A 24,418-nucleotide genomic window follows, 5' to 3' on the forward strand; every position below is an offset into this window, starting at 1 on the left:
GTGGGAAAGCTCACACCCCGTTTACTCCTGCGGTTTCGCGGAAACCGTGCCGCGGCACGACAGCGCGCGGCTAAGCTCTTCGGCTTTGCCGCGCGCCACTTGAGCGGGGGCGGATCCGTTCAGATGCGCCCGTCCTCCAGCATTTCGGTCACCAGCGCCGCGATCGGCGAACGCTCCGAACGGGTCAGCGTGACGTGCGAGAAGAGCGGGTGCCCCTTCAGCTTCTCGACCACGGCGACCACGCCGTCGTAGCGGCCGACCCGGAGGTTGTCGCGCTGCGCCACGTCGTGGGTCAGCACCACGCGCGAGTTGGCGCCGATGCGCGACAGAACGGTCAGAAGAACGTTTCGTTCCAGCGACTGGGCCTCGTCGACGATGACGAACGCGTCGTGCAGGGACCGGCCGCGGATGTGCGTGAGCGGCAGGACCTCCAGCATGCCGCGCCCGACGACCTCCTCGATGACCTCGGCGCTCGTGACCGCGGAGAGGGTGTCGAAGACGGCCTGGGCCCAGGGGCTCATCTTCTCGGCCTCGGTGCCGGGCAGATACCCCAACTCCTGGCCGCCGACCGCGTACAGCGGGCGGAATACCATCACCTTCCTGTGCTGCCGCCGCTCCAGGACGGCCTCCAGCCCGGCGCACAGCGCCAGCGCCGACTTGCCCGTGCCCGCGCGGCCGCCCATCGAGACGATGCCGATGTCCGGGTCGAGCAGCAGATCGAGCGCGATGCGCTGCTCGGCGCTGCGGCCGTGGATGCCGAAGGCCTCCCTGTCGCCCCGCACCAGCCGCACCGAGCCGTCCGCCGTCACGCGCCCGAGCGCCTTGCCGCGGTCGGAGAGCAGCACCAGTCCCGTGTGCACGGGAAGTTCGGCCGCCTCCGGTACGTACACGCGCTCGGTGGCGAAGAGTTCGTCGACCTGCCCGGCCGTGATGGACAGCTCGGCCATGCCGGTCCAGCCGGAGTCCGTGATGGCGAGCTCCGCGCGGTACTCCTCGGCCAGCAGGCCGACCGCCGACGCCTTGATGCGCAGCGGCAGGTCCTTGGAGACGACCGTGACGTCGTACCCCTCGGCCTGGAGGTTGCGGGCCACGGCCAGGATGCGCGAGTCGTTGTCGCCGAGCCGGAATCCGGCGGGCAGTATGCCCGGATCGGAATGGTTGAGCTCCACCCTGAGCGTCCCGCCCAGTTCACCGATCGGGATCGGCGCGTCGAGCCGGCCGAACTGCACGCGGCACTCGTCCAGCAGGCGCAGGGCCTTGCGGGCGAAGTACCCGAGCTCGGGATGGTGGCGCTTGGCCTCCAGCTCGGTGACCACGACGACGGGAAGCACGACCTCGTGCTCCTCGAAGCGGGACACGGCGGCCGGATCGGCCAGCAGGACGCTGGTGTCGAGAACAAAGGTGCGCCGGTCGCTCTCACGGCGCTTCTTGCTGGTCACCACGGGTGGACGAACCCCCTCGGGGAGAGGTCGGGGCGCGACGTCGTCGCGGGGAACGGGCCGGGCCTGGCCCCTCGGGGGCCGGGCACCGGCCCCCGCCACGTCGTCCGTGCCCCCGTCGGCTCCGCTCGGTCCGCACGGTCGTCGTCCTGGTGCAAAGGGCCTCCCGGGCGGACGGCCCGTGCCGTCCGCTGGCAGAGCGACGGTCCTTTGACCGACCGTCGGCCTGGAGGGGATATTCCCGCTCGACCGCGTGACCATGCGGGGCGCCTCCCGGCAGGTCGGGGGGCGGCGGGGCCGGCACCCCCGCTCCTGGACGCGGCCGCGCCGCGTGTCCTCGAACGCCGGACGGGCTGACCGGTCGGCCCGTCAGCCCGTCAGTACCCGTACCGCCGGTGCCGCGCCGCGCTGCACCACGCGGGGGACAACCCCCGCACCCCCGGCCGCAAGACCACGCGGCCTACCCCGTCAGTACCCGTACCGCCGGTGCCGCGCCGCATAATCCCGCAGCGCGCGGAGGAAGTCGACCTTGCGGAACGCGGGCCAGAAGACCTCGCAGAAGTAGTACTCGGAGTGCGCGCTCTGCCAGAGCATGAAGCCCGAGAGCCGCTGTTCGCCGCTGGTGCGGATGATGAGGTCGGGGTCGGGCTGGCCGCGGGTGTAGAGGTGCTTGGTGATGTGGTCGACGTCGACCATCTCGGCCAGTTCCTCGTGGGAGGTGCCGTTCTCCGCGGCTTCCAGGATCAGCGAGCGCACGGCGTCCGCGATCTCCTGCCGGCCGCCGTAGCCGACCGCGACATTGACCAGTATCCCGTCGATTCCGAGCGTTTCCTGCTCGGCTTCCTTCAGGACCGACTGGGTACGGGCCGGGAGCAGATCGAGCGTGCCCACGTGGTGGACGCGCCAGCGTCCGTCGGCGGCCAGGCCGCGGACGGTGTTCTCGATGATGGCCAGGAGGGGGTTGAGCTCCTCGGCAGGGCGGTCGAGGTTGTCCGTCGAGAGCATCCAGAGGGTGACGACCTCGACGTCCGTCTCGTCGCACCAGCCGAGCAGCTCGGAGATCTTGTCTGCGCCGGCCTGGTGGCCCTGCTCGGTCGTCCGGCCGTCGGCCCGGGCCCAGCGGCGGTTCCCGTCGAGGATGACGCCGATGTGCTTGGGCACCTGGGCGTGGTCGAGGCGGCCCTCCACCCGGCGTGCGTAAAGCCTGTACACCAGGTCGCGCAACTTCACGTCTTCCAGCCCCTCCATGCCACATCGGTCGCCCCGTCGAGGGGCGCCACACTACTGCCAGCGTGTCGTGAGGTCCCAACCCGGCCCGTCGGGGGTCCGTGGTAATCAGGTGGCCATGACCGAATCCTCCCACTACCTCGCCGCCGCTTCACGCTACGACTCCATGGAGTACCGGCGCAGCGGCCGCAGCGGCCTGAAGCTGCCCGCCGTCTCCCTCGGACTGTGGCACAACTTCGGCGACGACCGCACCCTCGGCTCGCAGCGGGCCATCCTGCGCCGCGCCTTCGACCTCGGCGTCACCCACTTCGACCTGGCCAACAATTACGGCCCGCCGCCCGGCTCCGCCGAGCTGAACTTCGGCAAGCTGTTCGCCCAGGACTTCCGTCCGTACCGGGACGAGCTGCTGATCTCCACCAAGGCCGGCTATCTGATGCACCCCGGCCCGTACGGCGAGTGGGGCTCGCGGAAGTACCTGCTGTCCTCGCTGGACGCCTCGCTGTCGCGGATGGGCCTCGACTACGTCGACATCTTCTACTCCCACCGCTTCGACCCGCACACCCCGCTGGAGGAGACGATGGGCGCGCTCGCGTCCGCCGTCCGGCAGGGCAAGGCGCTCTACGCCGGCGTGTCCTCGTACTCCGCCGAGCAGACGCGCGAGGCGGCCCGGCTGCTGCGGGAGATGGGCGTGCCCGCCCTGATCCACCAGCCCTCCTACTCGATGATCAACCGCTGGACGGAGGAGGACGGCCTGCTCGACGCGCTGGAGGAGGAGGGCATGGGCTGCATCGCCTTCGCCCCGCTCGCCCAGGGCCTGCTCACCGACAAGTACCTGCAGGGCATCCCCGAGGGCTCCCGGGCCTCGCGGGGCACCTCGCTCGACCCGGGGCTGCTCACCGAGGACGTGCTGCGCCGGCTGCGCGGGCTGAACGAGATCGCCCGGCTGCGCGGCCAGTCCCTGGCCCAGCTGGCCCTGAACTGGGTCCTGCGGGACGAGCGGATGACCTCGGCGCTGATCGGCGCGTCCAGCGTGGCGCAGCTGGAGGCGAATGTGGCCGCGCTCGGCGCGGCGCCACTGAAGCCGGAGGAGCTTGCGGAGATCGATTCGTACGCGGTGAGCACCGAGGGCGTCAATATCTGGGCGGCCCGTTCCTGATTCCCTTGGCGGAATCCGACCGGTCGGTTCGGCGGATTTCCGTCGGGTGACAGGCCCGCGTACGGAGAGTGATCCCGGGAAAAGAAAACGGGCCGGTCCGTGGGGGGGATACGGACCGGCCCGAGGGGGGGTTTCCACCATAACCGGTCCGAGGGGGTAGTCCACGCACCGGCAGGGGTGACAGTGCGTGGCGTGCTGACCGGACCCGGCCTTTTTGATCTTGAACAGGGCGGCGCGGAAAGCCGTTTCGAGGCACGCAAAAGGGCGCATCAGGCCCATCAGCACTGGGCCTACAGCGTAGAACCAGCCATTCCGCGGATGCCGGAAGATCGCCCTCCAGATGCTCCGAAAACGTTATGGAAAAACATCAGCGAGTTGACGGCGAGCACGTCACACGGGTGGCGGAGCGCTGCTCGGCGCTCACACCCCGGGGCTGACCGGGCACGGTCGGCGACGCGGGCGTGACGACCGACACGGACGCGGCGTCCGATGCGGCGGGCGACACGACGGGCGCGGCCGGCCGGCGTCGCTCCAGGGCGGCAGCCGGGATCAGCGCGAGCAGTCCGGCCACCGCGATCGCCGCGCCCACCCAGGCGACGGAGGCGTAGCCGAGTCCGGCGTCGATGGTCAGTCCGCCGAGCATGGGCGCCAGGGTGATGCCCACGTTGAAGGCGGAGGTGTTCACCGCCCCCACCAGCGTCGGCGCGTCGCCGGCGATGGCGAAGACCCGGGACTGGACGACCGGACTGGACAGGAACCCGAAGAGGCCGAGGAAGAAAACCAGCACGACGGTCACCGGGGCGCTGCCCGCGCCCCACCACAGGGCCAGCGAGGTGACCGTCATTCCCGCGAGCGCGGTGCCGAGCGTCGGCAGCGGGCGCGCGTCGGCGGTCCGGCCGCCGACGGCCAGCCCCACGAGGGCGCCCACGCCGAACAGCGACAGCACGGCCGGGACCCAGCCCTCCGGCATCCCGCTCACCTCGGTCAGCAGCGGGGCCAGATAGCTGAAGATCGCGATGACGCAGCCGCAGCTCAGCGCGGTCAGGCCGTACGACAGCCAGAGCCGGGGCCGGGAGAACACCGCGAGTTCGCGCCGCACGGAGGGGGCACCCTCGGCGTCGGCGGCCGTCCGGCGATCGTCCGGCAGGAACAGCACCAGGCTCACCAGGCTGACGGCGGTGAGCGCGGCGACGGCCCAGAACACGGCCCGCCAGCCCGCGTGCTGCCCGAGGATCGTCCCGGCCGGCACGCCGAGCACGGTGGCCAGACTCAGCCCCATGGTCACCACGGACATCGCCCTGGCCCTGCTCTCCGTCGGCACCAGCCGCACCGCCGTCGCGGCGGCCACCGCCCAGAACCCGGCATACGCCACGGCGCTGACCACGCGGGTCGCGAACAGCAGCGCGTAGCCCGGGGACAGCGCCCCCACCACGTGCGCGGCGATGAAGACCGCCTGGAAGCAGGCCAGCGCGGTGCGGCGCGGCATCCGCAGCGTGGCGACGGCGAGCAGCGGCGCACCGACGAGCATGCCGACGGCGAAGCCGGAGACCAGCAGACCGGCGTCGGGTATGGAGACGCCGAGGTCGTCGGCGATGGTGGGGATGAGGCCGGACAGCATGAATTCGGAGGTGCCCTGGGCGAAGATGCCCAGGGCGAGGATGTAGACGGCGAGCGGCATGGGGTCCCCCCTGAAGGTTTTGTATTGCTCAGTTCAAAATGAGGATGCGGAGACGCGAGACCTCCGGGGGCGGCCCGGCTCCCTCTAGATCGCCGCGAGAGCGGTGCGCGCGACCCCCTCCAGCACGGCCCGGTCCGCCCCGGCGCGAGCGGAGACGCGGAGGCCGCCGATGGTCGCGATCACGAAGTGGGCGAGGGCCGCCGGGTCCTTGGCGCTGTCGATGTCCCCCTGACACCGGCCGCGTTCGAAGGCCGACGCCAGGGCGTCCAACCGGTGCCGGTAGTCGCGCGCGAGTTCGCTCGCCACCTCGGCGTCCCGGGCGGCCAGTTCGACGGCCGCGTTGACGACCAGGCAGCCCCGGCCGTCCTCCTCGTGCTCGCTCTCCTCGGCGATCACCCGCTCCAGCAGGACGCGGATCTTCTCGCGCGTGGGCAGCCCGCCCTGCATGAGCTCGACCAACTCACCGGTCCTGCGCTCCATATAGGAGTGCAGGGCCCGCCGGAAGAGGTCGTGTTTGCTCTTGAAGGTGTTGTAGATGCTGCTGCGGCCCAGCCCGGTGGCGTCGCACAGGTCCTGGGTCGACGTGGCTTCGTAGCCGGCGGTCCAGAACGCCTCCAGCGCGGCGTCGACCGCCCGCTCCTCGTCGAACTTCCTCGGTCGGGCCATGGCTCGACCGTAACAGGTTTTGGATCAAGTGATCCATTACCCGTTCAACTGCTCAGCCCGCCGCCCAGCCGCCGGCCAGCACCCCCGCCCAAGCACCCGCGATCATGAAGGGCCCGAGCGGCATCGCGTCCCCACGCCCGGCTCTTCGCGTCATCAGCATCCCGATGCCGTAGCCGGATCCGAGCAGCAGCCCGGCCAGCGCGCCGAGTATCAGCACCCCCCATCCGTACCAGCCGAGCGCACAGCCCAAGCCGACCGCCAGCTTCACGTCCCCGAAGCCCAGCCCCCTGGGATGCAGCAGGAACAGCCCCAGATATCCGGCCCCCAGCGCCAGCGCCCCGAGCAGCGCCCGCCGCCAGGACCCGGCCGCGCCCGGTATCAGCGCGGCCACCCCCAGCAGCGCCACGGCCCCGGCCGCCAGCGGCAGCGTCAGCACATCGGGCAGCCGCCACACCGCCCAGTCCACCGCCGCCAGCACCACCGCCACCGGCGCCATCAGCAGCCACACGCCCAGCTCGGGCCGCACCCCCACCGCCATCGCGATCCCCCCGCACACCGCCGCCGTCACCGCCACGGACCACAATCCGCCCGCCGCGTACCGCTCCCCGCACACCCCGCACCGCGCCGCCCCCGCCCAGCCCGCGACCGGATGCCCGCACGGCCCCACGGACCGCCACTCCTGCCCCGCCTCCACGGCCAGCCGGTACCGGGCGCGCGGCACCAATGCCCCGGCCACGGCCCCGTACAGAACGGCCGTGAGGATCAACAGCGCGTACATGGAACGAGGTTAGGGGAGATCGCCGGGCCCCGCTCGGCCTGTGGACAACGCCCTGTGGATAACCTCGCGCGGCCCGGATAGCCTCTGCCCATGGCTCGCTGGCAGGACGGCCCGGCCCAACTCCGCGTCACCGGCGGTCCGGTGATCCCCCTGGAGATCGCCGCCTCCTGGCGCGCCCGCACGCGGGGCCTGCTGGGCCGCGACGGCGTTCACGGCGCGCTGCTCCTCACCCCGGCCGGCAGCGTGCACACCTTCGGCATGCGCATGGCCATCGACGTGGCCTACCTCGACCGCGACTTCACCGTGCTGAGCGTGTGCACCATGCGCCCCGGCCGTCTCGGCGCGCCCCGGCCGGGGGCACGTCACGTCCTGGAGTCGGCGGCGGGCGCGATGGCGGGCTGGGGCATCCGCCCGGGGGTGCGGCTCGACGTCCTCGACTGACCCGGGGCCTGTCCGGCGGGCCACGACGCGCCGGATCCGCCGTCCGCGGGAGCTGTCGGAGCGCATGACCGGCGTGCGGTTCGCGTTTCGCACCCCCGTCTGACCGGACTCGCCCCGCTATCCGCCACGCCGGCGCGCGGCGAACGTCCACGCGCCGAGTCCCAGCAGCAGTGCCGTGCCCGTGGCGATGCCCGCGAGCCCGATGATCCGCAGCCGTTCGTGGCGCGGGCCGCTCTCGCCCGCCGCCGCGACGGACTCGCCGCCGACGCCCCCGTGCCCCGGCCCGCTGCCCGGGCCCGGGCCCGCGCCCGGCTCGCCCGGCTCGGCCTTGCGCGCACCGGCGACATCGACCCGCAGCGTCACCGTTACGCGCGCCTGCCGCACCTTCGGGCTCAGGCTCGCCTGGAGGAAGTACCAGCCCTCCAGGCGCATCCCCCGCACCGCCTCGCCGGTGGGGTTCGCGCCGCCGTACGCGGCCGGGGGCGTGGCGAGGGAGACGGTCGCGGGCCGCCCCTGATAGCTGCTGGTCCTGTTCATGACGTAGCCGCGGGCGGCGTTGTTCACGCCCAGCCGCACGCCGCCGACCACGTACGCCGGGCCGGCGGTCGCACTGCCGGTGGTCGCACTGCCGGCAGGCGCCCCGCCCGCGGGCGCCGCCCCGAACTCCGCGTCGGCGAAGAGCTGCTCCCCCGCGTCCACCCAGACGCGGTAGAAGCGGGTCTCCCCCGGCCGGAGCTCGTCCTTCCAGGTCCCCGGCCGGAGCGCGGCCGCGTCGTCGAAGCCGCTGCCGCCCGTGACCTCCTCGCCCGCTCCCTGGGACGGCCGCGCCGGCGCCCGGGAGCTCCAGCCGCCGGTCGCGACCGGACCGCCGTCCGCCGCCCCCTTCCGCGGCGGCTCGCTGACGTGCTTCAGCTCCAGCGCCAGCGGTGCGTCATCCCCGCCCTGCGCGTCCCCGCGCTCCACGACGAACCGGTACGTCCCCGCGCCCCGGCACGGGCCGCCCGCCTTCACGACGCGCTCCGCGTAGTCCGCGACCGGGTAGGCACCGCCGACCGCCAGGAACGACCTGCGCCGCACCGGCCCGCACTGCGTACCGTCCGACGTCCGCAGCGAGACCTCGATCCCGTCCCGCATTCCCATCCGGCTCCCGGCCTTCGGCACCGCGACCGCCGAGACGTAGGCACTGGACTCCCCGTCCAGCTCCACGGTGTACGTCCGCCGCTCCCCGGGCCGGATGCTGTCCGCGTACGCCGCCGCACCGGCCTTCAGCAGGGGCCCCTCGGCATCGGCCGCTGCCCCTGCGGGCCCGCTCGCCATGAGCACCCCCAGTGCCGCCACCCCGACGAGCCCGCCCCTCATGCCCCGCCTCCCTCACCGCTCCCCCGCCGTCCCGGGCGCCCCCATCCTCCCGCGAGAACAAGGCGATTCGCGAGGGGCTATCAGCCGCGCGCCGCTCCACGGCCGGCCGCCGACCCGGACGGGGACGAGGACGGGCCCGCGCCCCGGATGAGCGCGCTGCCGGCCGCCAACGTACGCAGGTTCCGCCCTCAAGGCCCGGCAGGGGGCCAAAAAACGGTCCGCTCCAAGGTGCCCGTGGCCTTACCGTGGCTCGATGGTGCATGTGCGGGAGATGGCTGGAGCCGATATCGAGGCGGTCTCGGCAATCCGGGTCCGGGGATGGCAGGCGGCGTACGCCGGCATCGTTCCCCAGACGTATCTGGATGCCATGACGGTCGAAGGTGACGCCGGTCAGCGGCGGCGGCTGTTCTCTCAACCCCACCGGACGTCACGGGACCTGGTGGCGCTCGGTGACCGTGGCCCGGTGGGGTGGGTCTGCTTCGGGCCGTGCCGAAGCGAGATGTCCGGTCCGGGGCGGGCAGGCGAGGTCTACGCCCTGTACGTCTCGCCGGACCTGATCGGCAAGGGCATCGGCCGGAGGCTTCTGGGGGAGGCTCACGCTCTGATGAAGAGCCAGGGCTTCAAGGTGTCGGCTCTGTGGGTTCTCCGTGACAACCAACGAGCCCGGCGCTTTTACGAGCGGGCCGGCTATCAGGCCGACGGTGCGGTTCAGGACGACGTCTACGACGAGATCACGCTCACCGAGCTCCGCTACCGGCGCGTGCTCTGAGACGGGCGTGCCCGGGGTGCTCCCGGCGGCCGTTGGAACTGTGTGACCAGGACCGGAGAACACGCCGGGGACACACCGGACGCGTGCCAGGAACAGACCTGCTCTCGTCGAAGTGACCCATCCACGCCGGCCACAGAGCTGACCGAGCTACCCGTGAAGGACGGAACTCCCTTTATGCGGCTGACCCGGTGGAACCAGCTGCTGCCGAACGCCGGATGACATCCAGGGTGTTCCGTACGGTCTGGAGCGTGCTCGCGCGCATGCCCGCGACAGCCTCGCTGTCCTGTTCCACTTCGGCGCCCTGGCCATGGAACAGAATCTCGCCGGCAAAGGTCAGGGTGAGGGCGCCGGATTCATCCTCACCGATCTCGTTGTGGATCACCCAGGTGGCGCGGTCGTCCTCACGGTGAAAGCTGACACGCTGCCCTTGCCGGAAGACGACATTCTCACGGATTCGCTCACCACGCACGACCACCTCGCGTACCAGGCCCTCGTCCGTGCGTTCCAGCACAGTGCACTCCGTCATGCCGGCGACGAATGGCACGGCGTTCTCGGCTTTGCTGAGCAGACCGGCCCACAGCCCGTCGCGGTCAAGGCGGTGTTGACCTGACGGAGTTGAGTCATTGACAGGCTGGGTGACCTTGATGCGTATCACGGTGGCTCCATAGAACGTTGCAGGCCGAATGCTTCGACTCGGCCAACCGCCCCTCGGCCTGGCTCCATTCCACTCCACCGGCTACGAGCGCGCGTTCCGCCGGCTTCCGCGCCGAGCGCCCGCCGCACGGCCTGCGCTGGCGCTGACCGCGCCCACCCCGGTCCCGGCTTCTTTCGGTCCGGCAAGAGCCTGCCCGGAATCTCACACCCACGGCTCGGAGAACGACCGCCCCGGCACCGGCTTGGCGATCAGTGCGATCGGGATGAAGAAGTTGACCTGCCCGATCGCGATCATCAGCGTGGCCAGCGCCTTCTCCTCGTAGTGCTCGGCCACCTCGGCGAACAGCTCGTCGGAGACCCGCTCGCCGTGCGCGGACGGCTGGAGCACCGCCTCCACCAGGGCGAGCGCCGCGCGCTCCGCCGCGGTGAAGTACGGCGAGTCCTGCCAGGACGACACCGAGGTGATGCGCTCCTCCGTCTCCCCGGCCTTCCGCAGGAAGCCCGTGTGCAGGACGGTCAGGTACGTGTTGCCGACGATCTGGCCCGCCCGCAGCTGGACCAGGCTGATCGTGGTGCGCGGGACCGAGCGGTTGCCGGTGGCCTTGAACAGGGCCGCGGAGACCTCCGCCAGCTCGGGTACGAGCTGCGCGGGGTCGGACATCCGCGACGCCATCGGAACCTCTGCGGTGATCGAACGTGCTGCCATGGTGGTCTTCCCTTCGTTCTCGCGTTGCCTTCACTGCCCTGACGGATCGCGGCGCGGGAATGTGACAGGTGATCGTCGCGAGTTCTCCATCGAGTGGTGTTGCGGCGCGTTCCGCCTGGTCACCACCGCGAAACGGGCGTGCGGCGGGAAGCTGGGGGCCCGTTCCGTCGAAGGACTCATGTGGAGATGCCCGTGAAGACGACCGTCCGCCAGCTGTCCACCGCCGTGGCCACCGCCGCGCTCATCGTCGCCGCCTCCCTGGCCGGCACCGGGACCGCCCAGGCCGCCGGCCGCACGCCCATGCGGTGCCGGACGGTCGGCTCCCCGGACGATCCCGCCATCGCCTCCGCCCTCCGGGTGCTCGGCGTCGCCCACCGGAATCTCGACGCCCCCGTCGGACTGTCCTGCACGCCGATGCCGAACGGCGACCGCCGCGTGAACTTCTGCGCCCCCAAGAACACGCTGAACACGATCGCCGCCGTCGGACAACGGCCACGAGGTCACGTCTGCCCGTAAAAACGGAACCGGAGAGACCGGTTCAGATGGAATTTCAGAATCCGTTTTGCCGGCCAACCGCACTTGCACACCCGGCTTGTTGGCCGATTTTCGCCTGGGTAGTGTGGCCGGTGATCAACCCAGCTATCTGCGGGAAAAGGATTCTCCTCATGCGCAAGCACACTCGGGCCGGTGTCGTTCTCGCCACCTCCCTCCTCGCCGCCGCGGGCCTGGCGGTTCCGGCCTCGGCCGACGAGCCGGACGGTGCGGTGGGGATCCGCAACGCGGGGCCCTCCTGCACCCAGCTGTCCAACGGCACGTTCTGCGTGGCCATCATCGACAACGGCCACACCGTGAACCTCGTGTACGGCAAGACCGGCGGCGACCCGGTGACCGTGAAGTTCGGTTACCACAAGGGCGGCACGACGCACCTGAGCAACCCGTACACGGTCAAGAAGGGCGACACGAAGACGTACGCCTTCAAGAACCAGGACCTGGGCTGCAGCAGCATCTACGGCGTCCTGGCGGTCGAGGGCCAGGGCGACTTCAAGACGCCGGGTCTGCACAACACCAACTGCTGACCCGCATCGCCGTCTTCGCCGCCCGGCGCCCATGGCGCCGGGCGGCGATGTCGTTCCCGGCGGCGCCACACGATCGAGTGGTTCTCGGTCACGATCCGCCAAAGAATCTTGAAACAGCCGCAACCTGGTGCCATGACACAGGATCCGGCTAGAGCTCCCGCGCCGGCCAGTCCAGCAGCCGTGCCCCGATGACGGCCGTCTGCAAGGTGTAGCGGTGCATCGGGTCCGAGGGGTCCGCGCCGGTGTACTGGGCGATGCGCTCCAGGCGGTAGGTCAGCGCCCGGACGCTCAGCGACAACCGGCGTGCCGCCTCCGCCGCCACGCAGCCGGAGTCGAAGTAGGCGCCGAGGGTGTCGAGCAGTGGTCGCGCACCGCCCCGGGCCCGCCGGAGCGGGCCGAGCGTGTTGCGGACGAGGTCGGCCATCGCCTCGCGGTCGCGGGTGAGCACGGGGAAGACGAGCAGGTCGGCGGCGCGCAGCACGGGCGCGTCCAGCGTCATCCTCTCCGCCAGCTCCAGCGCGTTGAGGGCCTCCTCGTAGGAGTGCACCACGCCGCCCGCGCCCGGATGGGGGCGGCCGACGGCGACCCGGCAGCCGTGCGTCGCGTCGAGTGTCCGCGCGGCGAAGTACGTGAGGACGTCGTCCTCGTCGCCGGAGGCGACGCAGATCAGCCGCCCGGCCTTGGTGGTGAGGAGGATGTGCCGGTCGCCGAAGCGGGTGGCGAGGGCCGATTCCACCCGGCGCGTGACCGGGTGCAGGGTGTCGTAAGCCTCCGCGCCGGCGGCCACGGCGACCGCGTGGGTACGGGCGAGGCGCAGGCCGAAGCGTTCGGCGCGCTCGGCGAGGCTGCCCAGGTCGCTGCGTCCGAGCAGCAGGTCGTCGATGAACTCGCGGCGGGCCGCCTCCGCCTGGCGCACGGCCAGGCGCTGCGCGCGCTCGTAGCCCTCGGCGAAGGCGTCGACGGCCTGCTCGGCGGCGGCGAGGAAGCCGTCGGCGTCGCGGGCGCCGGCGGACAGGCCGAGGGAGGACCAGACGGTACGGGTGACGGACAGATGACCGACGACGAGCCGGCGCAGCCCGTGGCCGTCCTGGGCGGCGCGCTCGCCGAGTGCCCGGCGCGACTCCAGCTCCTCCCGGGTCAGCCGCCGGCCGGTGGCCGACGCGTCGACGAGGATGTCGGCATAGCCGGCCACATACTCCTCGGGAAGTTCCCGCTGCGTCACGTACCCTCTCCACTCTTTGACGCGCCCCTGACGAGTTCTTGGCGCGCGCACCAGGGTGACAGATGCCGAGAAGTGCCGAAATCCGGCATCAGGGGATCGTGAAAACTGCCGGAGCCCGGCAATGCGCGTCCGCGTTTTCCCAGGTCATGCTGCATCCATGCCCGCGTCGCCGCGGGCACCGCTCAAGCCGAGGAAGAATCGTGAACATGCCGGCATCGCCCGACCCCTGCCCGTCCCACCCCCACGCCCCGCAGCCGGCGCCCGCCCGCCCGTCGGCACCGATGCAGATGTCGGTCCCCATGCCCGGCAAGGCGAGGACGACGCGTGGCGTGCTCTACGTCCTCGGTGGTCTGCAGTCGTTCGGCGCGCTGGGTCTGCTCGCCGTCACGGCCGCCAGGGGCCACGACGGCGAGGCCGGCGTCCGGTACGCGACCGCCGGGCTCGCGCTGATCCTCGCCGCCGCCTCGTTCATCCTCGCTGCCCGCTTCGCCACCGGCGGCCCCGGGGTACGCACCGGCGCGATCGTGCTCGGCGCGGTCGTCCTGGCCAACGCTCTGCTGAGCCTGGCCATGGGCCAGACCATGAGCGGCCCCGGGGCCGCGCTGGGCGCGCTGCTGCTGGTCAACTGCCTCACGAAGGAGACGACCGCCTGGTTCCACCGGCCGCGCCCGTAGTTGCGTCACCCGCGGAGTAATGGCTCAGCAGCAGCTCGTGGGCACACTTCAACGGGGAGCGCTAGCGGGCGTCCGCTCCCCCGCGCGGGAAGCTGATCTCCACGCGGCGGTTCTTGCGGCGGCCCTCCTCCGTGGCGTTGTCGGAGATGGGGTACTGCTCGCCGTAGCCGCGGATCTGGTAGGAGACGGCCGACGAGCCCAGATCGCGGGCTAGTTCACGCTGGACCGCGTCCGCGCGCTGCTTGGAGAGGGCCACTCCGTGCTCGGCCGAGCCGAGGTTGTCGGTGAAGCCGAAGACGCGGACGGTGGTGGCGTGCTGCTTCCTCGCCTCGTCGGCGATGCCGCGGACGCGGGCGGTGGCCTCGGGGCCGAGGCCGGCACTGTCCTTGTCGAAGAGGACCTCGGCCTGGAGGGCGAAGGTGACGTTGACGTTGGTGTCCTCGCGGCGCTCGGTGCCGTTGCCGGTCTCGACGACGGACTTGATGTCGAGGACCCGGCCGGGGGCGAGCTTCGCGCCGGGCCGCAGCTTGAGCCCGGGGGCCTTGGGGTCGATCCGCACGGGCGGGGTGGTGTCGGCGTGGTTGCCGGGGCCGGTCCCGCCGGCCGGGGACGGGGCGGCGGTGGCGACGATGACCGTGGTGACCGCGGCGGCGAGCGCGAGCGTGGGCGGCATGGCGGGCTCCGTCATCCCGAGATCTTGATGCGGACGGACGGCATGGTCGGCAGCTGGAAGTCGACGTCGGTGACCGAGGACGGCGGCGCGGGGAACTGGGCGAAGACCGGACGGCTCTCGCCGGGACGGATGTTGACCAGGCCCGTCGTGCACAGGCACTCGCCGTCGGTGTCGCGCAGCACGAGATAGCGCTTCTTGCCGGCCTGGTCGACGAGGGAGGCGCCGGAGACGGACGACTGGGACTTCAGCTCCGTCTCCTTCGACCGCCAGGTCAGGGGGGTGTACGGCTTGGAGCCGTGGTTGGCGACCGCGCCGGAGACGGTGACGAAGCCGCCGGACACGCGGACGGCGGAGGTGAGGGTGACGACGATGCCGTCCGGGCCCTTGATCTCGCCTATCGGTTCGCCCGGGGCGCCGGACGCGGGGCCGCCGGGCGAGTCCGTGGAGTCGTCGGCTCCCGGGGCCGGCCGGTTCTCGCCGGATGCCGCCGACGTCCTGTGCGCCGGCCCCGGATCGCCGCCGTCGCCGCCGTCGTCCCCGCAGCCCGCCGCCGCCACGGCCAGCACGGCCACCAGCGCCGCCCCGGCCGCTCCCCCGCGGACCGTTCTCCTGTGCCGAACGCTCATGGTGGGTTCCTTTGCTGGTCGGTCGGCGCTGTCGGCTGGTCAGTCGTCCAGACGTACGGCGAAGAGGTCCGTGGCCCGCGGGGCGCCGTCCGGGCGCGCGGGGTCGAGGATCAGCCGCTCGCCGTCGCAGACGAGGGAGAGGGGCGGTCTGTCCTGGCCGGGCACGGCCGGTGCGCAGCGCGGCTCCACGACGGCCTCGGCCGTCGCCGTGGCGTGGATGCTCCCGGTGCCGGGGACGACCGTACGGCCGACCGGGCGCGCCGAGCGGACGGTGACCCGGAAGGAGCCGTCGGTCCGGCCGGGCCCGCAGGCCGGGTCCGGGTCGGCGTCGTTCGCGGAGGCGTACGCGGAGGCCGCGCCGCAGGCGAGCGCGGCATCGGCGCCCCGGCCGGCCAGCCAGTCCTCCCAGCGGGCCCCGGTGGCCGGCACGGCAGGCGCCCCGGGGGCGGCGGGCGCGCCGGGGGCGGTGGCGCGCGGAGTGGCGGGCACGCCGGGGGCGGTGGCGCCCAGCGCGGCGAGCAGGCCCGTCCGCAGCTGGTCGCGGTAGTCCTGGGCGGCCGCGAGCGCCGCCGCGTCGGCCGCGGTCTGGGCGCCGTTGCGGGTGGCGCCCGCCTGGCCTACCGCGAAGCAGGCCAGGGCGATGAAGAGCAGGCCCGCCACCGCCGCGATGTAGAGCGGGAAGGCCTGCCCGGAGTCCTTCGGAGTGCGGCTCCGCGTCAACCCGTGATCCGGGTGATCTGATTGGTGATGGCCGTCGCGATCATCGTGCCGAAGTCGGTCGTGGTCAGCACGAGGATGATCGCCACGACCACCGCGATGATGCCCAGGTATTCGATCGAGGTCTGCCCCCGGTCGTCTCGCCGTAAGCGCTTGCCCATCGTGGTGTTCCCCTCCGTGGACGGCCGGACCACCTCGGTCCGGCGGGTGAGTCCCCGTGGTGCCGTGCGCGACACGAGAAACGTACGCCGGATCAGCAGCCCCGGGACAGGGTGTGCGAACCGATTCCCTTCCCACAACGCCGAGTTGGGACACGCCTTCCCCGGTGTTTCCCACGCGCTCACCCCCCGGCGGTGCCGTCCGCTCGACTGTGCCACATCCCGTTGCACACGCGAAGGCCCTTCGCGGAAAACGCCGGTGACCCGGCCATGGCTCAACGGCCCCCGACGAGGCCGAAGTCCATGCCCGAGCCGAGGAAGAAGCCCGCGACGAGCAGGATCATCGTGCCCGGCACCATGAAGGTCGTGATGACCATCGTCGCCTTCGGGACGGCGCGCGCGGCGCGGCGGCGCGCCTGCTGGGCGTCGGTGCGCCGCATGTCGGTCGCGAGTGCGACGAGCGTGTCGACGATGGGCGTGCCCAGCTCCTCGCCCTGCTGCAACGCCGTGACGAACTGGGCGACCTGCTCGGAGTCGTTGCGCCGCCGCAGCTCGTCGAAGGCCTGGCGACGGCTGACGCCCATGTCCATCCGGCGCAGCGTGATGCGCAGCTCGTCCGCCCACGGCCCCTCGTACCGCTCGGCGACCCGGTCCAGGGCCTGCCGGAAGCCGAGCCCCGCGCTGACGACGACGGCGAGGACGTCGAGGAAGTCCGGCAGGGTGCGCTCGATCGCGTCCTTGCGTTCGCGTACGGCGGCCCAGATGCCGACCTCGATCCAGAACAGCCCGAAGGCGACGAGCAGCAGCGCCAGGAGAGGCTGCCCCTCCGCGAGCATCACCAGCGCGCCGCCGAACCCGAGCGCCCCGTAGACGGCGCGGCGCGCCGCGTACCGGTCGACGGTCAGGCCGCCGGGGTTGCCGGCGCGGTCGATGCGGGTGCGGACGCGCGCCACGCGCTTCTCACCCATGAGCCGCAGCACCAGCGGTGCCCAGCGCATGCCGAGCCGGTCGACGGCGGAGCCGACGGCCGTGGTGCGGGTGGCGCCGACCTCCAGGGCCACGGCCAGGTCCTCGGGCAGCCGGGCCTCGCTGCGGCACAGCACGATGCCGTAGGCGAGGCCGGCCACCGAGGCGGCGGCCAGCAGGGCGAGCAGCAGTCCCATCGTCAGCTCCAGCGGCAGCGGCTACACGTCGATCTTCGACAGGCGGCGGATGAGGAAGAAGCCCAGCCCGTACAGGGCGAAGGCGGCGATCACGGCGAGCCGGCCGAGCCACTCGCCGGTCATGCGGTCGATGGAGCCGGGCACGATGCGGTCCATGAGCAGCAGCGTGCCGATGCCCATCAGCGGTACGACGTAGGCGGTGACGGTCACCTGGGACAGCTGGGTGCGCACCTCGCGCCGGGTCTCCTTGCGCTCCTCCAGGGTGGTGGTGAGGTTGCGCAGGGAGGTGACGACGGTGCCACCGGCCCGGTTGGCGAGCACCAGGGTGGTCACCAGCACGACCAGCTCCCGGGAGGGCAGCCGCTCGGCGAGCTCGCCGAGGGCCTCCTCGACGGAGTGGCCGACGGCGAGCCGGTCGGCGACCTTGCCGAGCTCCTCGCCGGCCGGGGCCTCCATCTCCTCGGCGGCCATGCTCAGGGCGGTGCGCAGGGCGAGGCCGGCCTGGGTGGCGTTGGCGAGGATCCGGGAGAGCTCGGGGAGCTGGCCGATGAACCGCTCGATGCGCTTGCGGCGCTGCCAGGAGAGGAAGGCCGCGGCGGACCACAGCGCCACGGCCGCGGCGAGCGGCCCGAAGAAGGGCGCGAGGGCGGCCGCGGCGACCAGCCACAGCCCCGCCGCCGCCCCTGCGGTGCACACGGCGAACTCGCCGGGGGTGACGTCGAGGCCGGTCGAGGCGATGCGCCGCTCCAGGCGGCGGCCGGGGCGGGTGGCCCGCAGCCGGCGGTCCAGCCGGCGGAAGCGGCGCCGGCGGCCGGACGGGGGCGGTGGCGGGGGCGCGTCGTCGAGCCGCTCGACGAGGGCCTGGTGACGGGCCCTTCCGGTCGCGTACGTCCGTACGCCCGCCACGGCGAGGACGCCGCAGAGCACGGTGGTGCCCACGGCCAGCAGCGCGGGGTCGGCCAGCCCGGGGTCGGCCATGGCTATCTCGTCCTCGTCTCTCGGATCCGGAGCTCGCCGGGGTGGCCGGCGACGCCGAAGGCGGGCGGCACCGACTCGTCGGCCAGCCGCAGCCGTTCCGCGGCGCGCTCGGGGAGGGGGAAGTGCGCGAAGTCGCCGCGCACGACGCGGTCGGGGCCCAGGGGCCGGGCGTCGAAGCGGCAGACGGTGGCGAGGCGGTAACCGTCGGCCCGGCCGTCGGCCCGGGGCGTGCCGTCCAGCAGGGCCACCTCGGCCACGCGCCGCGAGCCGTCCGCGCTGCGGGCGAGCTGGACGATGCAGTCGACGGCACTGTGGATCTGCTCCCGCAGCGCCTCGTACGGGACCTTGACCTCGGACATCGACGCCAGCGTCCGCAGCCGCATCAGCGCGTCCTCCGCGCTGTTGGCGTGCACGGTCGCGAGCGAGCCGTCGTGACCGGTCGACATCGCCTGGAGCATGTCGAGCGTCTCCCCGCCGCGTACCTCGCCGACGATGATGCGGTCGGGGCGCATGCGCAGGGAGTTGCGCACGAGGTCGCGGATGGTGATCCGGCCCTTGCCCTCGACGTTCGGCGGCCGGGACTCCAGCCGGATGACGTGCGTCTGCTGGAGCTGGAGCTCGGCGGCGTCCTCCACGGTGATGATCCGCTCGCCTTCCGGGATGAGCCCGGACAGGGCGTTGAGCAGCGTCGTCTTTCCCGCGCCGGTGGGCCCGGACACCACGATGTTGAACTTGGCCCGGACGAGCGCGGCGAACAGCAGCAGCGTCTGTTCGTCCAGCGTGCCCATGCCGATGAGCTCGCGCAGGGTGTAGGCGCGGGGGAAGCGGCGGATGGTCAGCGTCGCGCCGTTCAGCGCCAGCGGCGGGATGATCACGTTGACGCGCTCGCCGGTCGGCAGCCGGGCGTCGACCATCGGGTTCGACTCGTCGACGCGGCGGTTGACGGTCGAGACGATGCGCTCGATCGTCTGCATCAGCTGTTCGTGCGAGGCGAAGCGCACCGGGACGGGCTCGACGCGGCCGGCACGTTCGACGAAGACCTGGTCCGGGCCGTTGACCATGATCTCGGTGACGGAGGGGTCCTCCAGGAGCGGTTCGAGGACGCCGAGGCCGAGGGCCTCGTCGACGACGCGGCGTATGAGACGGTCCCGCTCGGCGGTGGAGAGGACCGGGCCCTCGCGGCTGATGATGTGCCCGAGCACCCGCTCCAGCCGGCCGCGCCGCTCGGCCGCGGTCAGGGCGGACATCTCGGCGAGGTCGATCTCCTCCAGCAGTTTGGCCCGGTAGACGGGCACCAGGTGCCCGGGCTCCCGCCCGTCGGCGGGGGTGCCGGGGGCGCCGATGCGGGCGCGCAGGCTCATGGGGCGCTCCTCCCCGGGCAGGGCATCGTCGCGCGGCGGGTGACGGTGAATCCGGTCCCGGGGATGACGGCCGGCACGTCGACGCTCACCGTCGCGGTGGCGCGGCGGGCGTCGCCGCAGGCGGTGGCCCGCACGTCCGCCTTGCCGGCGACCCATCCGGTCATGGCCTCGCGGGCGACGGTCTCGGGGTCGCCGGCGGGCGCGTCGACCGACATCCCCCGGGCCGCGGCCCGGGCCCCGCTCCCGGCCTGCTGCGCGGCGAAGGCGGCGAGCCCGAGATGAACGGCGGCGAGCGCGACGAGCAGGAGGAGGGGAAGGAACCCGAGGAACTCGACGGATACGGAGCCGGTGTCTTCCGAGGGCTCCGCCCGCCGGACGGGCTGAACAGCGCCCCGGATGTTCCGGGTGACGGGTGGGCGGGTGGGAAAAAGCATCAGTCCTCCCTCGCCGCACCCGCAGTGCTGCTCACGCCCCACGGCCAGTCCAGCGCCCCCGGAAAAAGCACCGGCACCCGCAGGCTCACCCGCGCGGTGTACACGGCGCCCCCGCCGCCACAGGCCGCGTCCGCCGACCACTCCGACGGCAAGTCGGCCCGCGCGGCGGCGGCGCAGTCCCGCCCGACCGCCCCCGCCCGGGCACCCCGATCCGCCGCGTGCCCGGCAAGGGAGTACGTGTAGCCGACCAGCACGCACTGCCAGATCACCGCCAGTGCCACCAGGATCAGCGGCAGCAGCCCCGCGAACTCCACCGCGATCTGGCCGCGGTCGCCGCCCAGGCGCCGCCGGAAGCGCGCACCGGGCAGCGGGACCGGGGCCAGCTGGTCGGCGCCCGTGCCTGTGCCCCCCGGACCGCCCGGCCCGATCGCGTGCCGGCGCCGCGGCGCGGCAGGCGCCGGTGCCGCGGCCAGGCCGAGCTCGCCCGCCAGCGTCCACAGCGCGCGCCGGACCGCCGACCTGTGGTCGAGGTCCTGCATGCGGCCGGAGTCGACGGCGCCCTGGAGCTCCTTGTAGCCGGCCGGGACGGTCGTGCGGGCGGTCTTCGTGCCGGTGGCGCGCTCGACGAGGGCGGGCTGGATCTCGGCGGTGCGGGTGTGGCGGTTGAGCACGGTCACCGTCTCCTCGGGCTTGCGGATCTGGAGGCGTTCGCAGAGCCGGACCATGCGCCGGGCGGCCCGTACGGAGACGACGTCCGGGGTGGTCACGAGCAGGGCGAGGTCCGCCGTCTCGATGACGGCGGCGCCGGCCGCCGTGATCTGGGTGCCGCAGTCGACGACGACGGTCTCGTAGCGGCCGCGCAGCGCGGCGGTGATCTGGCGGGCGGCGAGGTCGCCGACCTCCTCGCCGCGCTCGCCCTCGGCGGGGGCGAGCAGCAGCCCGAGGCCGGTGGGGTGGGGGAAGACGGCGTCCTGGAGGACGCGCGGCGAGATGTCGCGGATGCCGGCGAGGTCGGCGACGGAGCGCCCGAAGCGTACGTCGAGGTAGGAGGCGACGTCGCCGGACTGGAGGTCGAGGTCGACGAGGGCGGTGCCGCGGCCGGCCGCGCACGCGGCGAGGGCGAGCTGCACGGCCGTGACGGTCGTGCCGACGCCGCCCTTGGCGCCCATGACGGCGACGAGCCGGCCGGCGGGGCTGCCGTCGGCGGGCTCCTCGGCGGACCGGCCGCCGAGGTGGCGGCGGACTCCGGTGGCCCAGTGGGCGGCCGCCTGGATGCGGGCGGCGAGCTCCTCGTACACCGGCGGGAGTCCGGCCAGACCGCGCGCACCGCAGTCCATGGCGGCGGCGTAGAGCGCCGGGCCCGGCTCGGCGCTCAGCAGGACGACGCCGGTGGCGGGGAAGCGGAGGGCGATCTCCCGGACGAGTTCGAGGGCGGGGAGGGGGCCGAGGCGCTCGTGGACGAGGACGACCTCGGGCAGCTCGCCGACGGAGGCCGCGGCGACGACGGCCAGGGTGTCGAGCAACCGGGTGGAGTCGCCGACCGTGTGCAGCACTTCGGCGCCGGGCAGCCGGCCGAGCAGTCCGCCAACGGCGCGCGCGGTGTCCGGGTCGCCGACGGCCGGAAGGATTCTGATCGTCACCGTGGGCCCTGCCTTAAGCTCACTTGTCGCTGTCGAGGGTGTAGGTGCGGTCGCCGCTGCCGGCCGTGCCGTCGCCGCCGGGGGCGACGAGGGCGAGCCGGACATGGGTGGCGAAGGACTCCGCGTAGGCGACGCGCTGGGCGTCCCTGGTGTCCAGGGCGAAGGTGATCGGCACCGCCTCGCCGGCCCGGCGGCCGCCGCCGGTGGTGTCGCGCTCGCGGTCGATGGGGGTCAGCTTGCCGACGTCGATGACCCGGGCGCCGCTGACGAGCACCTTCGACACCGGCTTGGTGCCCTGCTCCTTCGCGTCGAAGGTGGCGTAGATGTTGACCGTCGCGCCGGGCCGGATCTTGCCGGCGACGCCCGTCGCCGCGTCGATCATGATGGCGATCTCCTGTTCGCCGGGCGCGAGCGCGGGCCGGGCGACGATCATGTCGCTCTGCAGCAGCGAGCCCTTCCGCAGCGGGGTGACGGCGATCTTGCCGCGGACGTCGGCGAGGTCGGTGACGGCGGTGGCCGGCAACCAGCGCCGGGGCATGGAGATCCGTTCGAACTCGGCGCCCTTGAGGTCGCGGTAGGCGGGCACGTCGTCCTTCACCCGGTAGGCGGTGGTCTCCGGGCCGGCCTTGGACTCGGCGTCGTGGATGACCGCGAGCACTCCGGCGAGCGCGCCGACGGCGCAGAGGGCGGACAGGAGCAGCAGGACGACTCCGCGGCGCTGACGTGAATTCATGGGGCGGCGAACCTCGTTCGGGGATGTGACGGGGTCGTGCTCGGCGGTGCGGTCAGCGGCCCGCGCCGGCGGGCGGGCCGAGGGCGTGCGTGCCGCCCCCGTCGGCGCGCGGCAGGACGGGCGCCGCGCAGAAGCCGCAGCGGTCGCCGATGAGTTCGAGGCCGCACCAGTGGCACTCCTCGCGCCGTACGGAGGCGATGAGCTGGTACAGCGTCGAGGGGTCGGGAATGGCGGCGGTGAATTCGACGGCCCGGCGGGTGCCCCACCAGCGGTGGGAGTCGGCGGGGAGGGGCCGGATCTCCTGGACGCCCTGGACCCGCCAGTGCGCGGCGACGGTGCCGGTGACCCAGTCGGCGCCCCTGGGCGGCCGGTCCCGGGCGACGGTCAGCCGGGTGGCGAAGGCCGGTCCGGGGAAGTCCGTGTCGTCCGCACCTCCCCCGAGGCGGACGAGCCGCCGCTCGGGGCTGACGAGTACCCCGAAGCGCACGCCGGGCAGCAGCGAGGCGAGGTGGCTACCGAGGCCGACGTCGACCCGGTCCAGCCGGGTGACGGCCGCGAGTTCGGCGCCGGCGTAGACGTAGTGGGCGAGCAGCCGCGCCGCCGAGGCGAGGACGCCCGGGCCGAGGTCGGAGGCGGACAACTGCCGTAACTGCCGGGCCAGGACGGCGACGGCGAGCGGCGGCAGCGCGAGCGGCAGCAGGGCGATGCGGTCGCTCTCCAGTACGGACCGCACGGTGTGCAGCCGGCGCACGTACGGCGCGGGGAGCGAGTCCGGGTAGGGGACGACGAGGTGGCCGCACTGGTCGAGCAGGAGCGCGGCCTGGGCGACGGCGGTCTCCAGCGACTGCGCCCCGGGCGGCTGGAGCACGGCGGCGGGAACCGGCCCGTCGGGCGGTGGGAGCACCAGGTCGGAGCTGGTGACCGCTATGGCGATGGGCACTCGGCTTCCCCGTTCACTCCGGCCTCGGGGGCTGTGGCTGCCTCCGCACCTTATCCACGAACGGAGCGGCTGAGAACCGTACGTCGCCAACCCTTGACGGATCGAATGGTCTGGACCATCTTTACGCGCACACGGTGGCCACCGTTCCCCGATGCATACCCCCCGCAGCAGCTCCAACTCCCTTCCCACCGGAGGCAGTAGTGGATCACGCACGCTCCCGCACGTCCCCAGGGGTGAGACGCCGGGCCGGACGCCGGTTCGGCGGCGTTCTCGCCGCCGCCGCGCTCACCGCGGCCGGTATCACGGCCGTCGCCGAAGGACCCGCGGCGGCGGCCGCCGCCAACCTGATCGGCAATCCCGGCTTCGAGACCGGCCTCGCCGGCTGGAGCTGTTCGAGCGACAGCGGTACGACCACCGGCTCCCCCGTCCGCTCCGGCACGGCCGCACTGAAGGCCACCCCCGCCGGCTCCGACAACGCCCGCTGCGCGCAGACGGTCAGCGTGCGCCCCAACTCCTCGTACACGCTGAGCGCATGGGTCAGGGGCTCGTACGTCTACCTCGGCGCCGGCGGCACCGGCACCACGGACGTGTCCACCTGGACGCCGAACGCCGCCGACTGGCAGCAGCTCACCACCACCTTCACGACCGGCGCGAACACCACCTCGGTCACCGTCTACACGCACGGCTGGTACGGGCAGCCCGCCTACTACGCGGACGACATCAGCCTCACCGGCCCCGGCGGTGACCCCGGCGACCCCGTGCCCGGCGCGCCGGGCGGCCTCTCGGCCGGCTCCGTCACCGCCTCGTCCGCCGCCCTGACCTGGACCGCCGTACCGGGCGCGACCGGCTACAACGTCTACCGGGACGGCACCCGGGTCCAGTCCGTCACCGGCACCTCGGCGACCGTCACCGGGCTCGCGCCCGCCACCGCCTACCGCTTCGAGGTCACGGCCGTGAACGCGGCCGGCGAGTCGCCGAAGTCCGCCCCGGTCACCGTGACGACCAGCGCCGGCAGCGGCGGCGACCCGGGCGTGCCCGCGCACGCGGTCACCGGCGCTGCCGCTGCTGGCCTGCCAGCCGCTGACGGAGTGGTCGGACGGCCCGTCGCCGGCGCGCTCGGCCTCCGTCGGGTACTCCGGGGGGATCGGCC

The 24,418-nt window shown here is 73.1% G+C and carries 27 protein-coding genes; 7 read left to right on the plus strand and 20 right to left on the minus strand.

Annotation, left to right across the window (positions count from 1 at the left end; genetic code table 11):
• Positions 1-119 precede the first annotated feature (119 nt).
• Positions 120-1,442 (minus strand): PhoH family protein, encoded by a 1,323-nt coding sequence (locus tag AB0K09_RS09415; protein WP_366064709.1) that lies wholly within the window; start codon positions 1,440-1,442, stop codon positions 120-122.
• 465 nt (positions 1,443-1,907) lie between these two features.
• The gene (locus AB0K09_RS09420) at positions 1,908-2,669 is read right to left on the minus strand and encodes an isoprenyl transferase (protein WP_366064735.1); all 762 of its coding nucleotides are present in this window, start codon (positions 2,667-2,669) and stop codon (positions 1,908-1,910) included.
• 115 nt (positions 2,670-2,784) lie between these two features.
• On the opposite strand from AB0K09_RS09420, the gene mgrA reads away from it, so the two are divergent.
• Positions 2,785-3,822 (plus strand): L-glyceraldehyde 3-phosphate reductase, encoded by a 1,038-nt coding sequence (mgrA, locus tag AB0K09_RS09425; protein ID WP_366064710.1) that lies wholly within the window; start codon positions 2,785-2,787, stop codon positions 3,820-3,822.
• Positions 3,823-4,189: 367 nt separating this feature from the next.
• Here the strand turns inward: mgrA and AB0K09_RS09430 are convergent, their stop codons facing one another.
• The 3 genes from AB0K09_RS09430 to AB0K09_RS09440 all read right to left on the minus strand — a co-directional run bounded on the left by AB0K09_RS09430 (position 4,190) and on the right by AB0K09_RS09440 (position 6,944).
• Positions 4,190-5,500 carry a Cmx/CmrA family chloramphenicol efflux MFS transporter gene (locus AB0K09_RS09430; protein ID WP_366064711.1) on the minus strand — a complete coding sequence of 437 codons (1,311 nt, stop codon included), beginning with the start codon at positions 5,498-5,500 and terminating at the stop codon, positions 4,190-4,192.
• An 84-nt stretch (positions 5,501-5,584) separates the two neighbouring features.
• Complete coding sequence (locus AB0K09_RS09435; protein ID WP_366064712.1) at positions 5,585-6,166, minus strand: TetR/AcrR family transcriptional regulator; 582 nt, start codon at positions 6,164-6,166, stop codon at positions 5,585-5,587.
• Between the two features lie 52 nt (positions 6,167-6,218).
• The gene (locus tag AB0K09_RS09440; protein ID WP_366064713.1) at positions 6,219-6,944 is read right to left on the minus strand and encodes an A24 family peptidase; all 726 of its coding nucleotides are present in this window, start codon (positions 6,942-6,944) and stop codon (positions 6,219-6,221) included.
• Between the two features lie 90 nt (positions 6,945-7,034).
• Between AB0K09_RS09440 and AB0K09_RS09445 the strand changes: the two genes are divergently transcribed.
• On the plus strand, positions 7,035-7,385 hold the full coding sequence (locus AB0K09_RS09445; RefSeq protein WP_366064714.1) for a DUF192 domain-containing protein: 351 nt from the start codon (positions 7,035-7,037) through the stop codon (positions 7,383-7,385).
• Between the two features lie 117 nt (positions 7,386-7,502).
• Here the strand turns inward: AB0K09_RS09445 and AB0K09_RS09450 are convergent, their stop codons facing one another.
• The gene (locus AB0K09_RS09450; protein WP_366064715.1) at positions 7,503-8,744 is read right to left on the minus strand and encodes a hypothetical protein; all 1,242 of its coding nucleotides are present in this window, start codon (positions 8,742-8,744) and stop codon (positions 7,503-7,505) included.
• Between the two features lie 253 nt (positions 8,745-8,997).
• Between AB0K09_RS09450 and AB0K09_RS09455 the strand changes: the two genes are divergently transcribed.
• Positions 8,998-9,513: a GNAT family N-acetyltransferase gene (locus AB0K09_RS09455; RefSeq protein ID WP_366064716.1), complete on the plus strand. Its 516-nt coding sequence runs from the start codon at positions 8,998-9,000 to the stop codon at positions 9,511-9,513.
• A 172-nt stretch (positions 9,514-9,685) separates the two neighbouring features.
• Here AB0K09_RS09455 and AB0K09_RS09460 read toward each other — a convergent pair whose 3' ends face one another.
• Entirely contained in the window at positions 9,686-10,168 is a 483-nt protein-coding gene (locus AB0K09_RS09460; protein WP_366064717.1) for an SRPBCC family protein, read from the minus strand.
• A 201-nt stretch (positions 10,169-10,369) separates the two neighbouring features.
• Positions 10,370-10,873, minus strand: coding sequence for a carboxymuconolactone decarboxylase family protein (locus AB0K09_RS09465; protein WP_366064718.1), 504 nt, complete (start codon positions 10,871-10,873; stop codon positions 10,370-10,372).
• A 186-nt stretch (positions 10,874-11,059) separates the two neighbouring features.
• On the opposite strand from AB0K09_RS09465, the gene AB0K09_RS09470 reads away from it, so the two are divergent.
• Positions 11,060-11,389, plus strand: coding sequence for a hydrophobin family protein (locus AB0K09_RS09470; protein ID WP_366064719.1), 330 nt, complete (start codon positions 11,060-11,062; stop codon positions 11,387-11,389).
• Between the two features lie 149 nt (positions 11,390-11,538).
• The gene (locus AB0K09_RS09475) at positions 11,539-11,949 is read left to right on the plus strand and encodes a hypothetical protein (RefSeq protein ID WP_366064720.1); all 411 of its coding nucleotides are present in this window, start codon (positions 11,539-11,541) and stop codon (positions 11,947-11,949) included.
• A 148-nt stretch (positions 11,950-12,097) separates the two neighbouring features.
• Here the strand turns inward: AB0K09_RS09475 and AB0K09_RS09480 are convergent, their stop codons facing one another.
• Complete coding sequence (locus AB0K09_RS09480; protein ID WP_366064721.1) at positions 12,098-13,171, minus strand: helix-turn-helix domain-containing protein; 1,074 nt, start codon at positions 13,169-13,171, stop codon at positions 12,098-12,100.
• Positions 13,172-13,371: 200 nt separating this feature from the next.
• Between AB0K09_RS09480 and AB0K09_RS09485 the strand changes: the two genes are divergently transcribed.
• A complete protein-coding gene (locus tag AB0K09_RS09485) occupies positions 13,372-13,845 on the plus strand; it encodes a hypothetical protein (protein WP_366064722.1) in 474 nt (157 codons plus the stop codon).
• Between the two features lie 61 nt (positions 13,846-13,906).
• On the opposite strand, the gene AB0K09_RS09490 is transcribed toward AB0K09_RS09485, so the two are convergent.
• The 11 genes from AB0K09_RS09490 to AB0K09_RS09540 form a co-directional block, all read right to left on the minus strand.
• Positions 13,907-14,533 carry an OmpA family protein gene (locus AB0K09_RS09490; protein ID WP_366064723.1) on the minus strand — a complete coding sequence of 209 codons (627 nt, stop codon included), beginning with the start codon at positions 14,531-14,533 and terminating at the stop codon, positions 13,907-13,909.
• A complete protein-coding gene (locus tag AB0K09_RS09495; protein WP_366064724.1) occupies positions 14,530-15,144 on the minus strand; it encodes a hypothetical protein in 615 nt (204 codons plus the stop codon). Before AB0K09_RS09495 ends, AB0K09_RS09490 begins: the two co-directional genes overlap by 4 nt.
• A gap of 39 nt (positions 15,145-15,183) precedes the next feature.
• Positions 15,184-15,864: a pilus assembly protein TadG-related protein gene (locus tag AB0K09_RS09500; RefSeq protein ID WP_366064725.1), complete on the minus strand. Its 681-nt coding sequence runs from the start codon at positions 15,862-15,864 to the stop codon at positions 15,184-15,186.
• Complete coding sequence (locus AB0K09_RS09505) at positions 15,861-16,022, minus strand: hypothetical protein (RefSeq protein ID WP_366064726.1); 162 nt, start codon at positions 16,020-16,022, stop codon at positions 15,861-15,863. Before AB0K09_RS09505 ends, AB0K09_RS09500 begins: the two co-directional genes overlap by 4 nt.
• Positions 16,023-16,294: 272 nt before the next feature.
• A complete protein-coding gene (locus AB0K09_RS09510) occupies positions 16,295-17,182 on the minus strand; it encodes a DUF5936 domain-containing protein (protein WP_366064727.1) in 888 nt (295 codons plus the stop codon).
• Positions 17,183-17,203: 21 nt separating this feature from the next.
• Entirely contained in the window at positions 17,204-18,160 is a 957-nt protein-coding gene (locus AB0K09_RS09515; protein WP_366064728.1) for a type II secretion system F family protein, read from the minus strand.
• A 2-nt stretch (positions 18,161-18,162) separates the two neighbouring features.
• Positions 18,163-19,521, minus strand: a complete 1,359-nt coding sequence (locus AB0K09_RS09520; RefSeq protein WP_366064729.1) for a CpaF family protein — start codon at positions 19,519-19,521, stop codon at positions 18,163-18,165.
• On the minus strand, positions 19,518-19,955 hold the full coding sequence (locus tag AB0K09_RS09525) for a TadE/TadG family type IV pilus assembly protein (protein ID WP_366064730.1): 438 nt from the start codon (positions 19,953-19,955) through the stop codon (positions 19,518-19,520). The genes AB0K09_RS09520 and AB0K09_RS09525 overlap by 4 nt, the downstream gene beginning before the upstream one ends.
• Positions 19,955-21,595 carry a P-loop NTPase gene (locus AB0K09_RS09530; RefSeq protein ID WP_366064731.1) on the minus strand — a complete coding sequence of 547 codons (1,641 nt, stop codon included), beginning with the start codon at positions 21,593-21,595 and terminating at the stop codon, positions 19,955-19,957. Before AB0K09_RS09530 ends, AB0K09_RS09525 begins: the two co-directional genes overlap by 1 nt.
• 19 nt (positions 21,596-21,614) lie before the next feature.
• Complete coding sequence (gene cpaB, locus AB0K09_RS09535) at positions 21,615-22,328, minus strand: Flp pilus assembly protein CpaB (protein WP_366064732.1); 714 nt, start codon at positions 22,326-22,328, stop codon at positions 21,615-21,617.
• Positions 22,329-22,380: 52 nt separating this feature from the next.
• Entirely contained in the window at positions 22,381-23,268 is an 888-nt protein-coding gene (locus tag AB0K09_RS09540) for a hypothetical protein (RefSeq protein WP_366064733.1), read from the minus strand.
• Between the two features lie 233 nt (positions 23,269-23,501).
• On the opposite strand from AB0K09_RS09540, the gene AB0K09_RS09545 reads away from it, so the two are divergent.
• A partial coding sequence (locus AB0K09_RS09545) for a carbohydrate binding domain-containing protein (protein ID WP_366064734.1) occupies positions 23,502-24,418 on the plus strand: 917 nt, incomplete at its 3' end.

Origin of the sequence: Streptomyces sp. NPDC049577, assembly GCF_040675635.1 — a bacterium.
In the GTDB taxonomy this organism is placed as follows: Bacteria; Actinomycetota; Actinomycetes; order Streptomycetales; family Streptomycetaceae; genus Streptomyces.

Excerpts from the sequence above, each read along its gene's own strand:
- mgrA (WP_366064710.1), top strand. The coding sequence starts at position 2,785 with ATGACCGAATCCTCCCACTACCTCGCCGCCGCTTCACGCTACGACTCC.
- AB0K09_RS09430 (WP_366064711.1), bottom strand. The coding sequence starts at position 5,500 with ATGCCGCTCGCCGTCTACATCCTCGCCCTGGGCATCTTCGCCCAGGGC.
- AB0K09_RS09435 (WP_366064712.1), bottom strand. The coding sequence starts at position 6,166 with ATGGCCCGACCGAGGAAGTTCGACGAGGAGCGGGCGGTCGACGCCGCG.
- AB0K09_RS09440 (WP_366064713.1), bottom strand. The coding sequence starts at position 6,944 with ATGTACGCGCTGTTGATCCTCACGGCCGTTCTGTACGGGGCCGTGGCC.
- AB0K09_RS09445 (WP_366064714.1), top strand. The coding sequence starts at position 7,035 with ATGGCTCGCTGGCAGGACGGCCCGGCCCAACTCCGCGTCACCGGCGGT.
- AB0K09_RS09450 (WP_366064715.1), bottom strand. The coding sequence starts at position 8,744 with ATGAGGGGCGGGCTCGTCGGGGTGGCGGCACTGGGGGTGCTCATGGCG.
- AB0K09_RS09455 (WP_366064716.1), top strand. The coding sequence starts at position 8,998 with ATGGTGCATGTGCGGGAGATGGCTGGAGCCGATATCGAGGCGGTCTCG.
- AB0K09_RS09465 (WP_366064718.1), bottom strand. The coding sequence starts at position 10,873 with ATGGCAGCACGTTCGATCACCGCAGAGGTTCCGATGGCGTCGCGGATG.
- AB0K09_RS09470 (WP_366064719.1), top strand. The coding sequence starts at position 11,060 with ATGCCCGTGAAGACGACCGTCCGCCAGCTGTCCACCGCCGTGGCCACC.
- AB0K09_RS09475 (WP_366064720.1), top strand. The coding sequence starts at position 11,539 with ATGCGCAAGCACACTCGGGCCGGTGTCGTTCTCGCCACCTCCCTCCTC.
- AB0K09_RS09490 (WP_366064723.1), bottom strand. The coding sequence starts at position 14,533 with ATGACGGAGCCCGCCATGCCGCCCACGCTCGCGCTCGCCGCCGCGGTC.
- AB0K09_RS09495 (WP_366064724.1), bottom strand. The coding sequence starts at position 15,144 with ATGAGCGTTCGGCACAGGAGAACGGTCCGCGGGGGAGCGGCCGGGGCG.
- AB0K09_RS09505 (WP_366064726.1), bottom strand. The coding sequence starts at position 16,022 with ATGGGCAAGCGCTTACGGCGAGACGACCGGGGGCAGACCTCGATCGAA.
- AB0K09_RS09510 (WP_366064727.1), bottom strand. The coding sequence starts at position 17,182 with ATGGGACTGCTGCTCGCCCTGCTGGCCGCCGCCTCGGTGGCCGGCCTC.
- AB0K09_RS09515 (WP_366064728.1), bottom strand. The coding sequence starts at position 18,160 with ATGGCCGACCCCGGGCTGGCCGACCCCGCGCTGCTGGCCGTGGGCACC.
- AB0K09_RS09520 (WP_366064729.1), bottom strand. The coding sequence starts at position 19,521 with ATGAGCCTGCGCGCCCGCATCGGCGCCCCCGGCACCCCCGCCGACGGG.
- AB0K09_RS09525 (WP_366064730.1), bottom strand. The coding sequence starts at position 19,955 with ATGCTTTTTCCCACCCGCCCACCCGTCACCCGGAACATCCGGGGCGCT.
- cpaB (WP_366064732.1), bottom strand. The coding sequence starts at position 22,328 with ATGAATTCACGTCAGCGCCGCGGAGTCGTCCTGCTGCTCCTGTCCGCC.